The following is a 14,425-nucleotide window of genomic DNA, read 5'->3' as shown; positions in this document are numbered from 1 at the left end:
TGCTGGTTAGAGGCGGAAGCGTCGCGGCAGGCGCCATCGTGCTGCGCCCGCCACTGCGGCGCACCCGATGGTATACCAGACCACCACGTAGAGCGGATCGTTGAAGGGGCAACAGAAGGCGAAGACGAAGGCTCCGCACGCGCCAGCGGCTATGCCGGAGGCAAGAGCGCTCAGTCGTGGCTGGGTCGGCGCAGCCCGCCGCATCAAGGCGCCGAGCAGCGCGACGATCGGCAGCGAGAGGACGAAGATCGACATGGCGCACAGCATGCCGTGGGCCGGATCGATGCGATCAAGCAGCGCACGCTCGCTCGCGCCGTCGGGTGTAACAAACGCGCCTCCAACGATCGCCGCGACCGCAAGCGCGCAAGCGAGCATTAGCCCCTGACGCGGCCGCGCCGTCGGCGAAAAAGACCGGATCGCCAGCACGCAGGCGATCACCGCGAGTAAACCGAGGCTTCCCACCCGCCACATCAGATACGGAGAGCCAACCATGTGGCTCATGTCCGGGCGCATTACGCCCAAGCCCAGGAACAGCGCGAGCTCCGCGGCGCCCAGCGCGAGGACGAGCCCACCTTCACGCATCATGCTGCGGCGCTGTACGGGCCCGAGGTCGGACGAAAGGTTGGAGATTAGGGATTCACTCGACATCGGGGGTCTTCTCAATGATTGTCGTCAGGCGTGCGAGCCCGCGGTGGATGTTCATCTTCACGGCGGAGACGGAGAGGCCGATCTGGCCCGATGCCTCCTCGACGCTGTAGCCCTGCACCTTGACCAGCAGGATCGCCTGGGCCTGCGCGGGCCGGAGCTCGTCGAGCAGGCTTGCCAGAACCGAGCTGCTGACCACCGAAGCCTCGTGGTCGCCGACGGCTACGTCCTCGGGCAGTTCGTCCACGGGGCGTCGCGCCAGGCTGCGCAGTTCGTCGACCCATTTGTTCTTGGCAATGGCCGCCAGCCACGGGCCCACTGGGTATTGCGGATCATAAGTGTGACGCCGCCTATGTATCGCGAGCAAAGTCTCCTGCACCGCGTCGTCCACGTCGCCTGGTGGCAGCCGCCGCTGGAAGTAGCGCGTGAGCCAGTCGGACATCTCTCCGAGCAGCCGCCGATAGGCGCCGCCGTGGCCATCCTGCGCAGCCACCATCAGACTGCTCCAGCCGTCTGGCGCGTTTCTGGACGGACGCTCGCGACTGGCCGGTGCCTTGTCCGACGCAGGCTTTGAGATCAATCTCGAGAGGAAGTCCGAGCGCATGATCTCTTATTCGCCTGCTTCCTGATCTCGGTCACTCCATGTCGAACTTTTTTCGATGCGGGTCCTGATCGTGCCCCGATAGGGAACGTAGACGCTGACGCTGGCGGGCTTAATGTTCATGTCGGCGTCCTCTACTTGGCCGCGTGGGTGAATGCCCGAAGTCAGGCTGCGAAGCCGCCGTCGATCGTATGCATGGCACCCGTGATTCCGCGTGCTTGCGTGCCAGCGAGATAGAGCGTCAGGCTCGCGACCTCGTCGGCGGTGCCATAGCGCTTTATTGCCATCGGCCCGAGCATGTCGGCCGCACGCGGACCATCCGCCGGGTTCATGTCGGTATCGGTAGGGCCTGGCTGGATCACGTTGACCGTGATGTCGCGCGGACCCAGGTCGCGTGCCAGACCGCTCGTCATGCCCTGCATCGCCGCCTTGGTTAGTACATAGGCGGCAAGTCCGGGGAACGGCATGCTGTCAGCGGTGTCGGATCCGATGACGAGAATGCGCCCACCTTCGGGCATCAGGCGCGACGCCTCCACACTGCCGAAATAGGCACCGCGTACATTAACGTCGATCATGCGGTCGACCTCGTCGGCATTGAGTGTCAGCGGATCGCCGAACACCAGCAGACCGGCATTGTAAACGAAGATGTCGATCGGGCCGGCGTCACGGATTGCCGCAATGATCTCGTCGCGCACCCCCGCATCCGCACGGAGTGCCTGCGCGCCGGTTTCGACTGCGAGTTGGTCGGCCGCGCTAGCGGAGGCGGCATAAGTGAATACCACCGTTGCGCCGGCAGCAGCGAAACGCCGCACGATCGCGGCACCGATGCCGCGGCTGCCGCCGACGACAAATATCTTGCGATTGGAGAATGTCATCATGCTTGTCCCAAGATTGGAGAAAGGAAGTAATGTGCCAGTGTCGTTGCGGTCCGCTTTGCGTTTAGCGCAACCGGCGCGATCAGAGTGGAGTGCCGACGATCCGCGACACCGTTGCGTCCGTGAAGCGGGGAACGTCGGCCGTCACGGCCTCCGTCTCGGCTGAAGCGAGTGCGGCGTGCAGCGCGTTCTCGTCGCGGAACCGATAGATGCCCACGGAAACATCCGCGGCGTTGGCATCACGTGGGAAGAAGGCGGAGGCGCTCTCCAGCCCGTGCCGCTGCCAGCAGGCAAGCGCCAGCGGCAGGTGGACATCGACATAATGGTCGCGATCGAAATAGGTGCCGCCGCTGCAGGTGACGATGAGTGTTGCATGTGTCATCGGCGAGCATATGGGCTGATCGCAAATGATCGTGAACTGACAGGATTGAATTGTCTCTGTTCAACATTGTAAGTAGTTCGCCAGACCGTTCGTTCGGCCCGCGGCGCGAACGGCGGCGTCACACAAGAAGCGGAGTTTTCCGTTGCACGCACGCCTCCAGCGCTTCAACTCCGCTTTCTAGTCGCAATAATATGCTCGAAGCAGGGTGTCGGCGATCTGCCGCGCAGCTGGGCCGAGTTCCTCATCGGCGAGTTCGCCAGCGGTCCAGAAGGACAGCGCTCCTCGGAAAGCGAGCGCGAGTTGTCCAGGCAGGATGCGGCATGCCTCATCCCGGCGGAGCGAAGCTAGGCCTGTTCCGTCGCCTAGCGCGTGGGCCCATAGGGCGGTGGAATTCGATCTGACTTCGCCCGACGCCGTGCTGCCAGTCCCGATCCAGGCCATGACCGCGCGGTTCACGATCGGCTCGTCGAGCATGACCGCGACCGCAATGTTGATGGCGAGCGCTACACGATCGGCGGCAAGCGCCGGCTGCGGCGCCGCATCGAAGCGCGTCATCATCGAGTCGATCCGTCGCCCCGACAGCGCGTGCATGATCGCCGGCTTGCTGCCGAACTGATTGAATGGCGTCGCGAAGCTGACCCGCGCTTCCGAGGCGAGCTCACGCATCGAGAACTCTGCCTTGCCGTCACGCAGTAGACGCTCTGCCGCATCGAGCACGCCCTGGCGCACGGGCTCGCCCCGACGCTTCGTACCTGTTTCCATCTTGTCTTCACTCATCGCACATCTATATCATGATATAATTATTTTGTCCTGCAGGAGTGTACGCGTGACCGACGATAGCCAAAAAATCTTTCTCATAAGCGGCGTCAGCTCTGGGCTGGGCCGAGCATTTGCTCAAGGCGCCTTGGAGGCCGGTCACCGAGTCATCGGGACGGTGCGGCGCCAGGAAGACGCGGATGCTTTCGTTTCTCTCGCACCGGACCGCGCGAGCCCGCTGCTGCTGGACGTGACAGACTTCGCTTCCATTCCGTTGGCGATAGCCGCAGCCGAGCGCGATGTCGGTCCTGTCGATGTATTGGTGAACAACGCGGGCTACGGCCATGAAGGCGTGCTTGAAGAATCGTCGATGGATGATCTCCAGCGGCAGTTTGCCGCGAATGTGTTTGGCCCGGTGGCAATGATGCAGGCGGTGTTGCCTAGTATGCGTACGCGTCGTCGCGGGCATATCGTTAACGTGACCTCGATGGGCGGGTTCATCACGATGCCCGGGATCAGCTTCTATTGCGGCAGTAAGTTTGCGCTGGAGGGGATTTCCGAAGCGCTGGGCAAGGAGGTCGCAGCGTTCGGCATAAAAGTTACGACGCTGGCACCCGGGCAGTTTCGCACCGACTGGGCTGGCCGCTCGATGGATCGAACGCCGCGCAGCATCGCGGATTATGACGCGGTGATGAACCCTATACGGGCTGCGCGACAGGCCAAGAGCGGCAACCAGCCGAACGATCCGGCCAAGGCGGCGCAAGCATTGCTGAGGATCGTCGAGGACAAGAACCCGCCGGTTCGATTGTTCCTGGGCGAAGATGCCCTCAGATTGGTTGATCAGAAGCTGGACGATATGCGGGCAGAGGTTGCTCGCTGGGAGGCGCTTTCCCGGTCGACCGGCTTCGAGGCCAACTGAGATGGCGACGAAGCTTCGGTATCCCTAACGATCATTTGTGTCCTGAGTAGGTTAGATTTCAGTCGCGTCGCCGCCAGAATGATTTTCATGAAGTAGGCGACGGGGTTTGGCAAAATCTGCCATTCAGATCGCCGTTACAGAACGTCGTAATCTGGTCGACATCTGCCGGGTTAGCTGCCGGTCCGCACCTAGGTGTCGAATTTTGGCGGCTGAACGGCAAGGATGGGTCGACATTAGTAGGCGGCAAGTGGGACAAAGCCGCTGTTCACTAAGCCTCCGCGAACGGCGGCTTCTTAACCGATACCGGGCATTCCTGTGGCGTGGGATCGGCATGGAATTGTCCGTTGCTCAACACCACGTCGGCGCCGAGCTGGGCGATCGTCGCCGGGTTGATCCCGGCGGCGCGACAACATGTCGCCATCGCGCGGCGAGATCCCGTCAACGGATCTTCAGCACGACTGCGTGACCATCGGCCAGCATCACGCGGTGGACCTGCGCCATCGACGCCGCGGCCAGCGGCTCGGGATCGAAATGGGCAAACGCCGATTCCGGCGATTGCCCGAAGCCCTCTTTCACCGCCAGACGGAACTCGACGAAGGGCAGCGTCGGCGCCCTACTCTGAAGTTGTCCAGTTCGGCTGTCCACTGGGGCGAGAGCAAATCACCGCACGTGTCGATGATGTCCGAACTGTATGAAGGTCGGACCCAGCGCCTCCAGCACGAGGCGCGTGCGCGTCGGCAATGATCAAGGGGCCGCAACAACTGTCCCCGCTACCTCTAGGTGCCCGATCCCGAGACGGACGAGCAATGCGCCTAAACCGAACTTCGATGCGACCTAAAGGATCTCCGCTAACCGATGTCGGTCGCGAGCGCGGACAAGAACGGTCTTGATCATCTACTTACCTTCCCACGTTCATCCCTTGATCCAGTCACCGTCTGTTTGGGCGTCAATCGGGATGTCGAAGGTCTGGATATGCGCGGCGATCATCCGATAATAGCCCAGGACGATGATGGCATCGCTGAGTTCCTGAATCGAGAAGTGCCGCAACGCATGCTTGAGTAGCACGCCGGGCGCCTTGCCCTTTTCAAGAACGGCTTTGCCGAAGCGCAGAAGCACGCGCTCATCGTCGCTAAATGCTCCGGTATCATTGAGTTGATCTTCGGCGATCGCGATGAACTGTTCGGGGCGGACGCCTGCGGCCTGGGCGATGGAGACATGCTGTTCCCATTCATAGGCCACGCTTGCATGGGCACCGACCATGAGGACCAACAGCTCCTTGTGATAATCGGAAATCGTCAGGTCGCGGAAGATTGCGTTGGTGAGATCCATGACCGGGATAAAGGCGCCTGCGCTATGACCCAACATGCGAAAGAAATTCACCTTCGTTGGTTGGTCTTCGAACTTCTTTTGAACGGCATCGGGAAGTGTCGAAAAATCGGGGAATTCGATCTCTACCTTCGAGCTGATCATGTCGTTCACTTGCGATGATTTAGTCATATCGATTTCCTTGAAAAATAAAGCAGAAGAATGCCAGATCCAACCTCAGCCCATCGGCGCGGTCGCGAGATGGTCCGTTATCCACTGGTGGACGGACGTTCTGCCAGGCACCCACCCCAGCCCCGGCGTCCGCAGGCTGCGAACGCGGCTGTTCGACGCCAGCGAATATCGGGCGCGTGCGCGCCCCCAGCGGGCCTCCGCTACGTCAAGCGTTATGGATACAGGATCGCCCAGGCCAAACCCGGCTGCGATGGAACGTGCCATGTCCGCAAAAGATGCTTCGCCGCTTTCCACAAAAGCAAACGTACCTACAGACGCGTGTTCCAAGGCGAGTAGATAGAGATCGACCACGTCGGCGATATGCACGGTGGACCAACGGTTCAGGCCGCGTCCGACATAAGCGGCTTGCCCTGTTTCTCGCGCAAAGTCGATCAGCAGCGGAAGCTGAACGCTCCGTGCATCTGGTCCCAGCGCATCGCCGAATATCAGCGAATTGCAAAGGACGATGGAGCGGATGCCAGGTTGCGACAGGATCGTCTGATCCAATGCCACGCGCGCGGCCTTGTCCTTCGTAGGAGCGGGGAGATGATCCTCGTCGATCACGATATCGTTCGGCTCGCCATTGGCGTCGTCCGCCACGATGCTGCTGCCGCTGGTGTGGAGGAGAGCCTTGCCGGACCCGGCAAGCGCCTTCAGCAAAGCGTCGATGGCGGGGCGATCGTCGCTGCTTGCAGCATTGACCACCGCGTCTGCAGCGGATGCCTCCGCAGCCAGCAGCTCGTGATCGGTCAGCGTGCCATGGACTGGTACGATGCCGAATGCCTCGCAGGCCTCGGCCTTTTGCTGCGAACGCACTAGGCCGCGAACCTGGTGGCCACGTCGCACGGCTTCTGCCGCAAAGGATCCGCCGATAAAGCCGCTGGCGCCGGTAACGAAAATCTTCACGCTCGATCCTTATCTGTCAAAAGCCTGAGACGATGACTTCGGTATGATCCACGAGCGGCGGGGCCGCAAAAAAGTCGCCGACCAACGCGCGCCAAAGAGCGTAATCGTCAGACGTCCGAAATCCGACGACATGGTCGTCCAGGGTTTGCCAACCGATGACGATCAGATACCGATCAAGGTCTTCGACTGACCGCTCAAGGCGCGCGCTCTTGCAACCGGCTGCACGCTTGAACAGCGGTAGCGCTTGCAAAAAGCTCTGCTCAAATTGCTGGCCCATGCCGCTCTTAATCAGGACGTTGGCAACTTCGTAAATCATTCAAGCTCCTTTGCCCGGTGGGGGCCAAGGAGGATATGGGGGCCGTCGAGAGCCGACAAAAGACGCCATCATTCTACTATTTGTAGACAAGGAGGACACTATCTCCTTGTCTACAGCTTCGGCTCAGTGACCGGGTTTGCCTTGGGCACCTACCAGAACTGATAGCGGCTGCCCGTGCGCGCCGGCATATGTGACGATAACGACTACGGGGTCTTTGCCTGTTACGCCGCGGTGCACATTGTTGACCGATTCAGCCAGCGCCTGCCCAGCACGTTAGGTGGCTTTGCCGCGTCCGGTCTCAAATACCACTTGCTTTGCTTTCGGTGTGCGCTTTCGGATCACTTCTGCGACAAGCTTCGGGTCGGATGCACACTTGCCACGCCAAATGCGCTTGCCGTTCTGACGAAACGATACTGAAGTGTCTTTTAGGGAGACGTCGAGTCCTATATGCTGTTGCACGGTTGTCCTCCATATGATGCTGGGCCCGGTCCAAAATCGTGAGCCCGTTCTTCATCTTATCGGGGTGCAACCAACCTTCCAGTAATCCCGTGCATCTGGCCAACGGCCGGCGCTCCCGCGATTACGTCATGTTCGTGCTCTGGTCGCGTGCTGCCGAAAGCCGAACGCCGCGTCGTGGGAAAGGGCCGTCGTTCCCACCATGATCGGCGGATGTCGGCTTCCGCGAAGAGCCGACACCCGCACGATTAGCCGTCTCATTGACCAGACTGAAGGGGAGTGCTCGGAGGGGGTAACTCTAGGCCGACAACTCTCGCGCGACCTCTGCGACCAGCCCTCTCAACCAGCGATGAGCCGGGTCCTGTCGGTATCGCACATGCCAAGCCATCTCGACCGGGAACGTGCCCAGATCTACCGGTGCGGCAAGGATCTTCAGGCGATGATCCTGTTGCAGCCGCCTGCAGATCAAAGACGGAAGCGTTGCACAATAGTCGGTGACGGCCACCATCTCGGCGACCGCGAAGAAATTGGTCACCGAGATCGCCACCTCACGCTTGACTTCCTGCTGTGCGAGCGCCTGGAACAGCCCCGCGCGCATCCGCCCTGGCGGTATGATATTGACGTGCTTGAGCGCCTCGAACTGCACGCGGGTCATCGCATCGCCGACAGTGGGATGATCCGCCCGCACAGCACAGGCGAGGCTCTCGTCCATCAGGTGCTGGACGACAAGATTGTCGGGCGGATCGACGATGCGACCGAGTACCAGCGCGGTGGTGCCCGAGACGACGCCGGTCTCGACCAGATCGTTGCCATAGGGCGTCAGCCGCAGCTTGATGCCGGGCGCGACTTGCTGGAGCCTAGCGACGATGGCGGGGATGAGCACGAACTCGACGTAGCCGTTGGGCGCTATCGTAAAAACCCGCTCCGCCTTGGCGGGATCGAAGCCCTGCTGGCCCAGCACCGTATCATCCAGCTTCGCCAGCGCATCGGCGATCGCGGGTGCGAGTTCCAGGGCGACGGCAGTAGGCTGAATCCCGTACCGCTCACGGATAAACAGTTGATCCTGCAGCATCAATCGCAGCCGCGAGAGCGCGTTGGATAGCGCCGGTTGCGTCATCCCGACGCGCTCGGCCGCGCGCGTAACGCTGCGCTCGTCCATCAGGGCGACAAAGATCGGGAGCAGGTTAAGGTCGTATCGCATACAGACATGCTCTAGAGCGTATATCTGACATCAAGACAATAAACTTCTGGAATATGTCGGAATGGGCCATTTTCCACTCGTCCGCAGCGAATGCGGTGAGACAATGGAGGCTCAGATGATCAATACGAAAGTGCTCTTCCTCGGATCCAACGCTACGCAGATTGAACTGCGCGGCGGCGGCTCGGCCACGATCGGCCAGTATCTGAACGAGACGGTGGTGCCCGCAATGGCGCTGATCGAGGCGGGCTACGATGTCGTGCTCGCCACGCTCGACGGCACCAAGCCGCACATCGACGAAGCATCGGATACGGTGCAGCATTTCGGGGACGACCAGGCCGCCTATGAGCGCGCCCGGGACTTCTTTGCCGAGCACCCGGCCATGAACGAGGTTCACACCTTGGCCTTGGTCATCGAACAGGGTCTGGACAAGTTTGCAGGCGTGTTCGTCCCCGGCGGCCATGCTCCGGCGGTCGACCTGATGCAGAGCAGCGAGGCTGGCGCCATCCTGCGCCACTTCCATGCGGCGGCCAAGCCGACCGGGCTGCTCTGCCATGGCCCTGTCGCGGTCGTTGCCGCCCTGGCCGACCCGGCAGCGTACAGGGCGGCCCTGATCGAGGGCGACGACGCCAAGGCGGCCGACCTTGCCAAGGACTGGATCTATGCGGGCTACCGCATGACGGTCTTCTCGGCGAGCGAGGAAAAGATTGCCGAAGAGCACCTGCTGAAGGGCGAACTGTACTTCGACATGCCCAAGGCCCTGCGGCTGGCAGGTGGCGAGGTTTCGGCTGCTCCTGAAGATTTCGCCGCCAACGTGGTCGTCGATCGCGAACTGATCACCGGTCAGAACCCCGCCTCCGATCACGCGGTCGCGAAGGCCATGATCGCGGCGCTCGGCGGCCCGCCGCCGGCGGCATGAGCACACGCATGACAAGTGGCGCGCTGCGGATGCGCGCCACCAAGCCCACCTATTCATCAAGGATTACCTCTATGACCAACCCTGTGAAGATCGTTGCCGTACTGACCGCACGTGCTGGCGCGGCCGATCAGCTCCGTACTCTGCTCGACGGCATGCTCGTCCCGAGCCGGGCGGAAGCGGGCAACTTGCGCTATGATCTCTGGCAGGATCAGAGTGAGCCCACGCGCTTCGTGCTGGACGAGCTCTACACCAACTCTGACGCGGTCGCCGCGCACCGCGCGACCCCGCACTTCCAGGACTATCTCGCTGCGATCGGCGATCTTGCCGAGCGGACTGCCTTCGTCCTCGATCCCGTTTCGGCCTAAGGAGGTCGCGATGCGCAGCCTGAAGCACTGGATCGGCGCCGCGTTGCTCGCGCAGCCCTTCTACGCAGAAGAAATCCAGATGATCGGATTTCTGGCGCAGACATGGCGCTTCGGGTTGCCGCAACGCCTGCGATCAGGGCGTTAACCCCGCCACCATCCAACGAGACCGCAACAGACCATCGCCTCCGTCCCGCGCCGCCGGACCGGAAGGAGCAATGCCGCGCGCCTGCGAAAGGCACCGGTTGATCCACGTATTCCCAGGAGATCATGATGACCCGCCACCCCGCTCTGTTCACTCCTGTCCCGCTCGGCCGGCACACCTTGCGCAACCGCATCGTGCTGCCGCCTCTGACTCGCCAGCGCGCCGCCCAGCCCGGAGACGTTCCGACCGCCCTGATGGCGCGCTATTATGCCCAGCGCGCCGGTGCGGGCTTTATGGTCAGCGAAGGCACGCAGATCGAACCGCGCGGCCAGGGCTATGCCTGGACGCCCGGCATCTACAGCGAAGCCCAGATCGCAGGGTGGCGCGAAGTGACCAATGCCGTCCATGCCGAAGGTGGCGTAATCTTCGCCCAACTCTGGCATGTCGGACGTGTTTCGCACGCCCAGTTGCACGGCGGCGCGCCGGTCGCCCCGTCGGCCATCCCGGCCGAGAAGGTCAAGGCCTTCATCGAAACAGCGCCCGGCACCGGCGAACTGGTCGCGCCATCTCCGCCCCGCGCGCTCGAGGTTGCCGAAATCTGCGAACTGGTGTCGCTCTACGTCCAAGGAGCCCGCAACGCAATCGCGGCCGGCTTCGACGGCGTCGAGATCCACGCCGCCAACGGCTATCTGGTCAACCAGTTCATCTCGGCGCACGCCAACCGACGCGAGGACGCTTATGGCGGCTCGATCGAGAACCGCTTGCGTTTCCTGCGCGAGATCGTCGCCGCGGTCTCCGATGCCATCGGCGCGGATCGGCTAGGCGTGCGCTTCACCCCGCTGTTCGAAAGCACCGATGTCGATCGCGTCTACATCGGGTTGGTCGAGCCCGATCCGCATCAGACCTACATCGCCGCGATCAAGCTGCTGGAAGAGTTCGGCGTCGCCTATCTCTCGATTGCGGAAGCCGATTGGGACAACGCGCCGGACCTCCCCTCCTCCTTCCGAGAGGCGGTTCGCGCGGCCTTCAGCGGGCGCATCCTCTATGCGGGCCGCTACACCGCGCAGCGTGCCGAGGATCTGATCGCCAGCGGTCTTGCCGATCTCGTCGCCTTCGGCCGACCGTTCATCGCCAATCCCGACTTGCCTGCGCGGATCGCCCATGACTGGCCGCTCAATCCGCTGCGTCCCGAGACGCTCTATGGCGGCGGGGCGGAAGGCCTCACCGACTATCCCGCCTACGTTCCGAGAGACGTCCGTTCGGCCGCCGCCTGATCCTTCCCAACACCTGATCCCCACCACAGTCAGCCACCCGCAAGGTCGGTTGCACAGGAGATGTACGATGAAGACTATCCATGCCTTCCTGGGAGCCGCTGCGTTGATCGCATTCCCGGGCCTCGCCGCCGCCGCGCCTGCCGCGCCTGCTTCCCCCGCTGTGCGCAACGTGGTCCTCGTCCATGGCGCCTTTGCGGACGGGTCGGGCTGGCAGCCGGTCGCCGAGATCCTGGAGAAGGACGGCTACACCGTCAGCATCGTCCAGGAGCCCGAAACCTCCTTCGTTGATGACGTCACCGCGACCAACCGTATCTTGGACCGTGTTCAGGGCCGCGCCGTGCTCGTTGGTCACAGCTATGGCGGGGCGATCATCACCGAGGCGGGAAACAACCTGCACGTCGCGAGCCTGGTCTATGTCGCTGGCTTCGTGCCCGACGAGGGCGATACGATCCTCTCGCAGATCGAGAAGAACCCGCCCGCCGCTACGAGCATCGCCCCGACCTCTGACGGCTATCTGCTTATCGACCCGGCCCGCTTTGCCGCCGACTTCGCCGCCGACCTGCCGCCTGCCCAGGCCCGGTTCATGGCAATCTCGCAAGTACCGTGGAACAAGGCGATCCTGTCCACGCCCATCACCGCTCCGGCGTGGAAGTCGAAGCCGGCCTACGGGATCGTCGCGCAGCAGGACCGCATGATCAATCCCGACCTCGAGCGCGCGATGTACCGCCACGCCGGTGCCAGCGTGACCGAGATCAAGGGCAGCCACGCCGTCTTCATCTCGCAGCCGCGCGCCGTGGCCAACGTGATCGAGCAGGCAGCGCGCGCAAGCCGCTGAGCAAACCGCGGGCGGCCGGAAGCCGCCCGCAACTCCATGCAAAAGGAAGACGACATGACTGAGGGTATCGCAAACAAGGTCATTCTCATCACTGGTGGCAACACCGGGATCGGCGCCGAGACCGCCCGCCTGCTCGCAAGCCGGGGCGCCAAGGTGGCGATCGCCGCGCGCCGCAAGGACAAGCTCGACAAGGTTGTCGCCGAAATCGCGGCGGACGGCGGCGAGGCCCGCGCCTACACGCTCGACGTCACCGACAAGGCGCAAGTGGCAGCGGTAGTGGCCGATGTTGTCGCCGATTTCGGCCGGCTGGACGTGCTCATCAACAACGCCGGGCTGATGCCGATCCGCCCCATGGCCGAGGCCAACACCGACGAGTGGGACGCGATGATCGACGTCAATCTCAAGGGCACGCTCTACGGGATCGCGGCGGCACTCCCGCGCTTCCTTGCCCAGAACAGCGGGCACATTATCAACCTGAGCTCGGTGGCGGGCATCAAGGTCTTCGCGCCGGGCGGCACCGTCTATTCCGGCACTAAGTTCGCAGTCAGCGCGATCACGGAAGGCCTGCGGCAGGAAGTGGGCGAAACGGTGCGCGTCACCGCCATCGAGCCGGGTGCTGTGGAAAGCGACCTCAAACTCGGGACCTCGGGCACTGCGACCGACACGGTCATAGACTTCTATCGGCAGGCGATCCCGGCCAGTTCGGTCGCGCGCGCCATTGCCTATGCGATCGAGCAGCCCGCCGATGTCGACATCAACGCCATCGTCATCCGCCCCACTCGCCAGACTTTCTGACAGCCCAGTCACACCCCCCGTCCTCAGGAGCCCACGATGACCGACATACTGACCAACCCCGCCGAGATCTTCGCATCCCAAGCCGTATCGCGCGACCCGGCCAACGACGCGCTGATCGCGCGCTATCCCTATCAGAACCCTGAAGAGGTCGAAGCTGTCCTCCAGGCCGGTGCCGCCGCTTACCGGCTGTGGCGGGACACCCCGATGACGGAACGCGTCGCCGCCTATCACCGGCTTGCTACGACACTGCGCGTACGCTCGGAGACGCTGGCTGCCCTCATCACGTCCGAAATGGGCAAGCCGATCGAGGCGGCCCACGCGGAAGTCGAGAAGTGCGCCGCGACGATCGAATGGATCGCGGACAACGGGCCCGCCATTCTGGGCGACGAGCCCGTGTCGATCGAAGGAAGCGATCAGGTCCACGTGTCCTATCTGCCAATTGGCACGATCCTGGCCGTCATGCCCTGGAATTTTCCCCTATGGCAGGTGATCCGGGCGTCCGGGCCGATCATGCTCTCGGGCAACGGGTTCCTGCTCAAGCACGCGCCCAACGTGATGGGATCCGCCTTTGCCTTGCAGCAGGCCTATGAAGCGGCGGGCTTTCCGAAGGGGCTGTTCGCCAACCTCAGCACCGACAACGAGACGGTCGCCCGCGTGATCGAGGATCCGCGCATCGCCGCCGTCACGCTGACCGGCAGCATGCGGGCAGGTGCAGCCGTGGCCGCCACCGCCGCGAAGGCGCTCAAGAAAAGCCTGCTCGAACTGGGCGGCAGCGACGCCTTCATAGTGCTGGCGGACGCCAACATCGACCTGGCGGTGGAGGCGGCGATCGAGGCGCGGTTCCAGAACACGGGCCAAGTCTGCCTCGCGGCCAAGCGCTTCATCCTGGAGCGACCTATCGCCGAAGCCTTCACGGCGAAGTTCGTGGCAGCCGCGCGCGACCTGAAGATTGACGACCCGCGCGATCCTGCCACGAAGATCGGCCCCATGGCGCGCAAGGATCTTCGCGCAGAACTTCACGGCCAGGTCCAGCGCACCCTTGCGCAAGGCGCGACGCTGCTATTGGGCGGGTACGAGATCGAGGGACCGGGGAACTTCTACGCCCCGACCGTCCTCGCCGACGTTGCTCCCGGAATGGCAGCGTTCGACGAGGAGACGTTCGGCCCGGTCGCGGCGCTGACGATCGCCGATGACCTTGAGCATGCGATCCGGCTCGCCAACACCAGCGACTATGGCCTGGGCGGCAATCTGTGGACGGCCGATGTTGCCAAGGCGCGGCAGATCGCCCGTCGGCTCGAAACCGGCGGCGTGTTCATCAACGGCTTCAGCGCTTCCAATGCCCGCATCCCGGTCGGCGGTGTCAAGAAAAGCGGATACGGACGCGAACTTTCGCACTTCGGTTTGCGCGAGTTCACCAACGCCCAATCCGTTTGGGCCAAAGCCCATCACTGACGACTTCACGCCGAACCGGCTCATCAGCCGGTTCAGCATCGATCCTTGCCGAG

At 62.9% G+C, this 14,425-nt stretch carries 19 protein-coding genes and 1 pseudogene; 8 read left to right on the top strand and 12 right to left on the bottom strand.

Annotated elements, in window-relative coordinates; translation table 11 throughout:
• Positions 1-6: 6 nt before the first annotated feature.
• The 5 genes from BMX92_RS15400 to BMX92_RS15380 form a co-directional block, all read right to left on the bottom strand.
• Complete coding sequence (locus BMX92_RS15400) at positions 7-648, bottom strand: NrsF family protein (protein WP_093018055.1); 642 nt, start codon at positions 646-648, stop codon at positions 7-9.
• Positions 638-1,141 carry a sigma-70 family RNA polymerase sigma factor gene (locus BMX92_RS15395; protein WP_093018053.1) on the bottom strand — a complete coding sequence of 168 codons (504 nt, stop codon included), beginning with the start codon at positions 1,139-1,141 and terminating at the stop codon, positions 638-640. Before BMX92_RS15395 ends, BMX92_RS15400 begins: the two co-directional genes overlap by 11 nt.
• 269 nt (positions 1,142-1,410) lie before the next feature.
• Positions 1,411-2,124, bottom strand: a complete 714-nt coding sequence (gene bdcA / locus BMX92_RS15390; RefSeq protein WP_093018051.1) for an SDR family oxidoreductase — start codon at positions 2,122-2,124, stop codon at positions 1,411-1,413.
• A gap of 79 nt (positions 2,125-2,203) precedes the next feature.
• On the bottom strand, positions 2,204-2,503 hold the full coding sequence (locus BMX92_RS15385; RefSeq protein ID WP_093018049.1) for a hypothetical protein: 300 nt from the start codon (positions 2,501-2,503) through the stop codon (positions 2,204-2,206).
• 177 nt (positions 2,504-2,680) lie between these two features.
• Positions 2,681-3,280, bottom strand: coding sequence for a TetR/AcrR family transcriptional regulator (locus BMX92_RS15380; protein WP_093018047.1), 600 nt, complete (start codon positions 3,278-3,280; stop codon positions 2,681-2,683).
• Between the two features lie 49 nt (positions 3,281-3,329).
• Between BMX92_RS15380 and BMX92_RS15375 the strand changes: the two genes are divergently transcribed.
• Positions 3,330-4,178 (top strand): oxidoreductase, encoded by an 849-nt coding sequence (locus tag BMX92_RS15375; RefSeq protein ID WP_093018045.1) that lies wholly within the window; start codon positions 3,330-3,332, stop codon positions 4,176-4,178.
• 268 nt (positions 4,179-4,446) lie between these two features.
• Here the strand turns inward: BMX92_RS15375 and BMX92_RS27375 are convergent, their stop codons facing one another.
• The 7 genes and pseudogenes from BMX92_RS27375 to BMX92_RS15345 form a co-directional block, all read right to left on the bottom strand.
• Positions 4,447-4,599, bottom strand: coding sequence for a hypothetical protein (locus BMX92_RS27375; RefSeq protein WP_177185074.1), 153 nt, complete (start codon positions 4,597-4,599; stop codon positions 4,447-4,449).
• Between the two features lie 17 nt (positions 4,600-4,616).
• Positions 4,617-4,823 (bottom strand): AarF/UbiB family protein, encoded by a 207-nt coding sequence (locus tag BMX92_RS15370; protein ID WP_093018043.1) that lies wholly within the window; start codon positions 4,821-4,823, stop codon positions 4,617-4,619.
• A gap of 267 nt (positions 4,824-5,090) precedes the next feature.
• The gene (locus BMX92_RS15365) at positions 5,091-5,675 is read right to left on the bottom strand and encodes a carboxymuconolactone decarboxylase family protein (protein ID WP_093018041.1); all 585 of its coding nucleotides are present in this window, start codon (positions 5,673-5,675) and stop codon (positions 5,091-5,093) included.
• A gap of 45 nt (positions 5,676-5,720) precedes the next feature.
• Entirely contained in the window at positions 5,721-6,620 is a 900-nt protein-coding gene (locus BMX92_RS15360) for an NAD-dependent epimerase/dehydratase family protein (RefSeq protein WP_093018039.1), read from the bottom strand.
• A 16-nt stretch (positions 6,621-6,636) separates the two neighbouring features.
• Positions 6,637-6,936 (bottom strand): antibiotic biosynthesis monooxygenase family protein, encoded by a 300-nt coding sequence (locus tag BMX92_RS15355; protein ID WP_093018037.1) that lies wholly within the window; start codon positions 6,934-6,936, stop codon positions 6,637-6,639.
• Positions 6,937-7,227: 291 nt separating this feature from the next.
• Positions 7,228-7,395, bottom strand: a pseudogene (locus BMX92_RS28060) (IS110 family transposase); the annotation flags it as partial.
• Positions 7,396-7,690: 295 nt separating this feature from the next.
• On the bottom strand, positions 7,691-8,593 hold the full coding sequence (locus BMX92_RS15345; RefSeq protein ID WP_093018033.1) for a LysR family transcriptional regulator: 903 nt from the start codon (positions 8,591-8,593) through the stop codon (positions 7,691-7,693).
• A 115-nt stretch (positions 8,594-8,708) separates the two neighbouring features.
• Between BMX92_RS15345 and BMX92_RS15340 the strand changes: the two genes are divergently transcribed.
• The 7 genes from BMX92_RS15340 to BMX92_RS15315 all read left to right on the top strand — a co-directional run bounded on the left by BMX92_RS15340 (position 8,709) and on the right by BMX92_RS15315 (position 14,372).
• Positions 8,709-9,509: a type 1 glutamine amidotransferase domain-containing protein gene (locus BMX92_RS15340; RefSeq protein ID WP_093018136.1), complete on the top strand. Its 801-nt coding sequence runs from the start codon at positions 8,709-8,711 to the stop codon at positions 9,507-9,509.
• A gap of 71 nt (positions 9,510-9,580) precedes the next feature.
• Entirely contained in the window at positions 9,581-9,874 is a 294-nt protein-coding gene (locus BMX92_RS15335; protein WP_093018031.1) for a putative quinol monooxygenase, read from the top strand.
• Between the two features lie 10 nt (positions 9,875-9,884).
• A complete protein-coding gene (locus BMX92_RS28055) occupies positions 9,885-10,019 on the top strand; it encodes a hypothetical protein (protein WP_256213453.1) in 135 nt (44 codons plus the stop codon).
• A 122-nt stretch (positions 10,020-10,141) separates the two neighbouring features.
• Positions 10,142-11,290 carry an alkene reductase gene (locus BMX92_RS15330; protein ID WP_256213452.1) on the top strand — a complete coding sequence of 383 codons (1,149 nt, stop codon included), beginning with the start codon at positions 10,142-10,144 and terminating at the stop codon, positions 11,288-11,290.
• 67 nt (positions 11,291-11,357) lie between these two features.
• The gene (locus BMX92_RS15325) at positions 11,358-12,125 is read left to right on the top strand and encodes an alpha/beta fold hydrolase (RefSeq protein ID WP_093018029.1); all 768 of its coding nucleotides are present in this window, start codon (positions 11,358-11,360) and stop codon (positions 12,123-12,125) included.
• Positions 12,126-12,179: 54 nt separating this feature from the next.
• Positions 12,180-12,920 (top strand): SDR family oxidoreductase, encoded by a 741-nt coding sequence (locus BMX92_RS15320; RefSeq protein WP_093018027.1) that lies wholly within the window; start codon positions 12,180-12,182, stop codon positions 12,918-12,920.
• 36 nt (positions 12,921-12,956) lie between these two features.
• Positions 12,957-14,372 carry an NAD-dependent succinate-semialdehyde dehydrogenase gene (locus BMX92_RS15315; RefSeq protein WP_093018025.1) on the top strand — a complete coding sequence of 472 codons (1,416 nt, stop codon included), beginning with the start codon at positions 12,957-12,959 and terminating at the stop codon, positions 14,370-14,372.
• Positions 14,373-14,425 lie beyond the last annotated feature (53 nt).

The sequence above is a fragment of the Sphingobium sp. YR768 genome (genome assembly GCF_900111125.1).
Taxonomy (GTDB): Bacteria; Pseudomonadota; Alphaproteobacteria; order Sphingomonadales; family Sphingomonadaceae; genus Sphingobium.
The sequence above is the reverse complement of the archived record's forward strand: the minus strand, read 5'-3'. Positions and strand labels throughout refer to the sequence as shown.

Bases quoted from the DNA above. Each gene is read 5' to 3' on its own strand.
- BMX92_RS15400 (WP_093018055.1), bottom strand. From the start codon at position 648: ATGTCGAGTGAATCCCTAATCTCCAACCTTTCGTCCGACCTCGGGCCC.
- BMX92_RS15395 (WP_093018053.1), bottom strand. From the start codon at position 1,141: ATGGTGGCTGCGCAGGATGGCCACGGCGGCGCCTATCGGCGGCTGCTC.
- bdcA (WP_093018051.1), bottom strand. From the start codon at position 2,124: ATGATGACATTCTCCAATCGCAAGATATTTGTCGTCGGCGGCAGCCGC.
- BMX92_RS15385 (WP_093018049.1), bottom strand. From the start codon at position 2,503: ATGACACATGCAACACTCATCGTCACCTGCAGCGGCGGCACCTATTTC.
- BMX92_RS15380 (WP_093018047.1), bottom strand. From the start codon at position 3,280: ATGAGTGAAGACAAGATGGAAACAGGTACGAAGCGTCGGGGCGAGCCC.
- BMX92_RS27375 (WP_177185074.1), bottom strand. From the start codon at position 4,599: ATGGCGACATGTTGTCGCGCCGCCGGGATCAACCCGGCGACGATCGCC.
- BMX92_RS15365 (WP_093018041.1), bottom strand. From the start codon at position 5,675: ATGACTAAATCATCGCAAGTGAACGACATGATCAGCTCGAAGGTAGAG.
- BMX92_RS15355 (WP_093018037.1), bottom strand. From the start codon at position 6,936: ATGATTTACGAAGTTGCCAACGTCCTGATTAAGAGCGGCATGGGCCAG.
- BMX92_RS15345 (WP_093018033.1), bottom strand. From the start codon at position 8,593: ATGCGATACGACCTTAACCTGCTCCCGATCTTTGTCGCCCTGATGGAC.
- BMX92_RS15340 (WP_093018136.1), top strand. From the start codon at position 8,709: ATGATCAATACGAAAGTGCTCTTCCTCGGATCCAACGCTACGCAGATT.
- BMX92_RS15335 (WP_093018031.1), top strand. From the start codon at position 9,581: ATGACCAACCCTGTGAAGATCGTTGCCGTACTGACCGCACGTGCTGGC.
- BMX92_RS28055 (WP_256213453.1), top strand. From the start codon at position 9,885: ATGCGCAGCCTGAAGCACTGGATCGGCGCCGCGTTGCTCGCGCAGCCC.
- BMX92_RS15330 (WP_256213452.1), top strand. From the start codon at position 10,142: ATGATGACCCGCCACCCCGCTCTGTTCACTCCTGTCCCGCTCGGCCGG.
- BMX92_RS15325 (WP_093018029.1), top strand. From the start codon at position 11,358: ATGAAGACTATCCATGCCTTCCTGGGAGCCGCTGCGTTGATCGCATTC.
- BMX92_RS15320 (WP_093018027.1), top strand. From the start codon at position 12,180: ATGACTGAGGGTATCGCAAACAAGGTCATTCTCATCACTGGTGGCAAC.
- BMX92_RS15315 (WP_093018025.1), top strand. From the start codon at position 12,957: ATGACCGACATACTGACCAACCCCGCCGAGATCTTCGCATCCCAAGCC.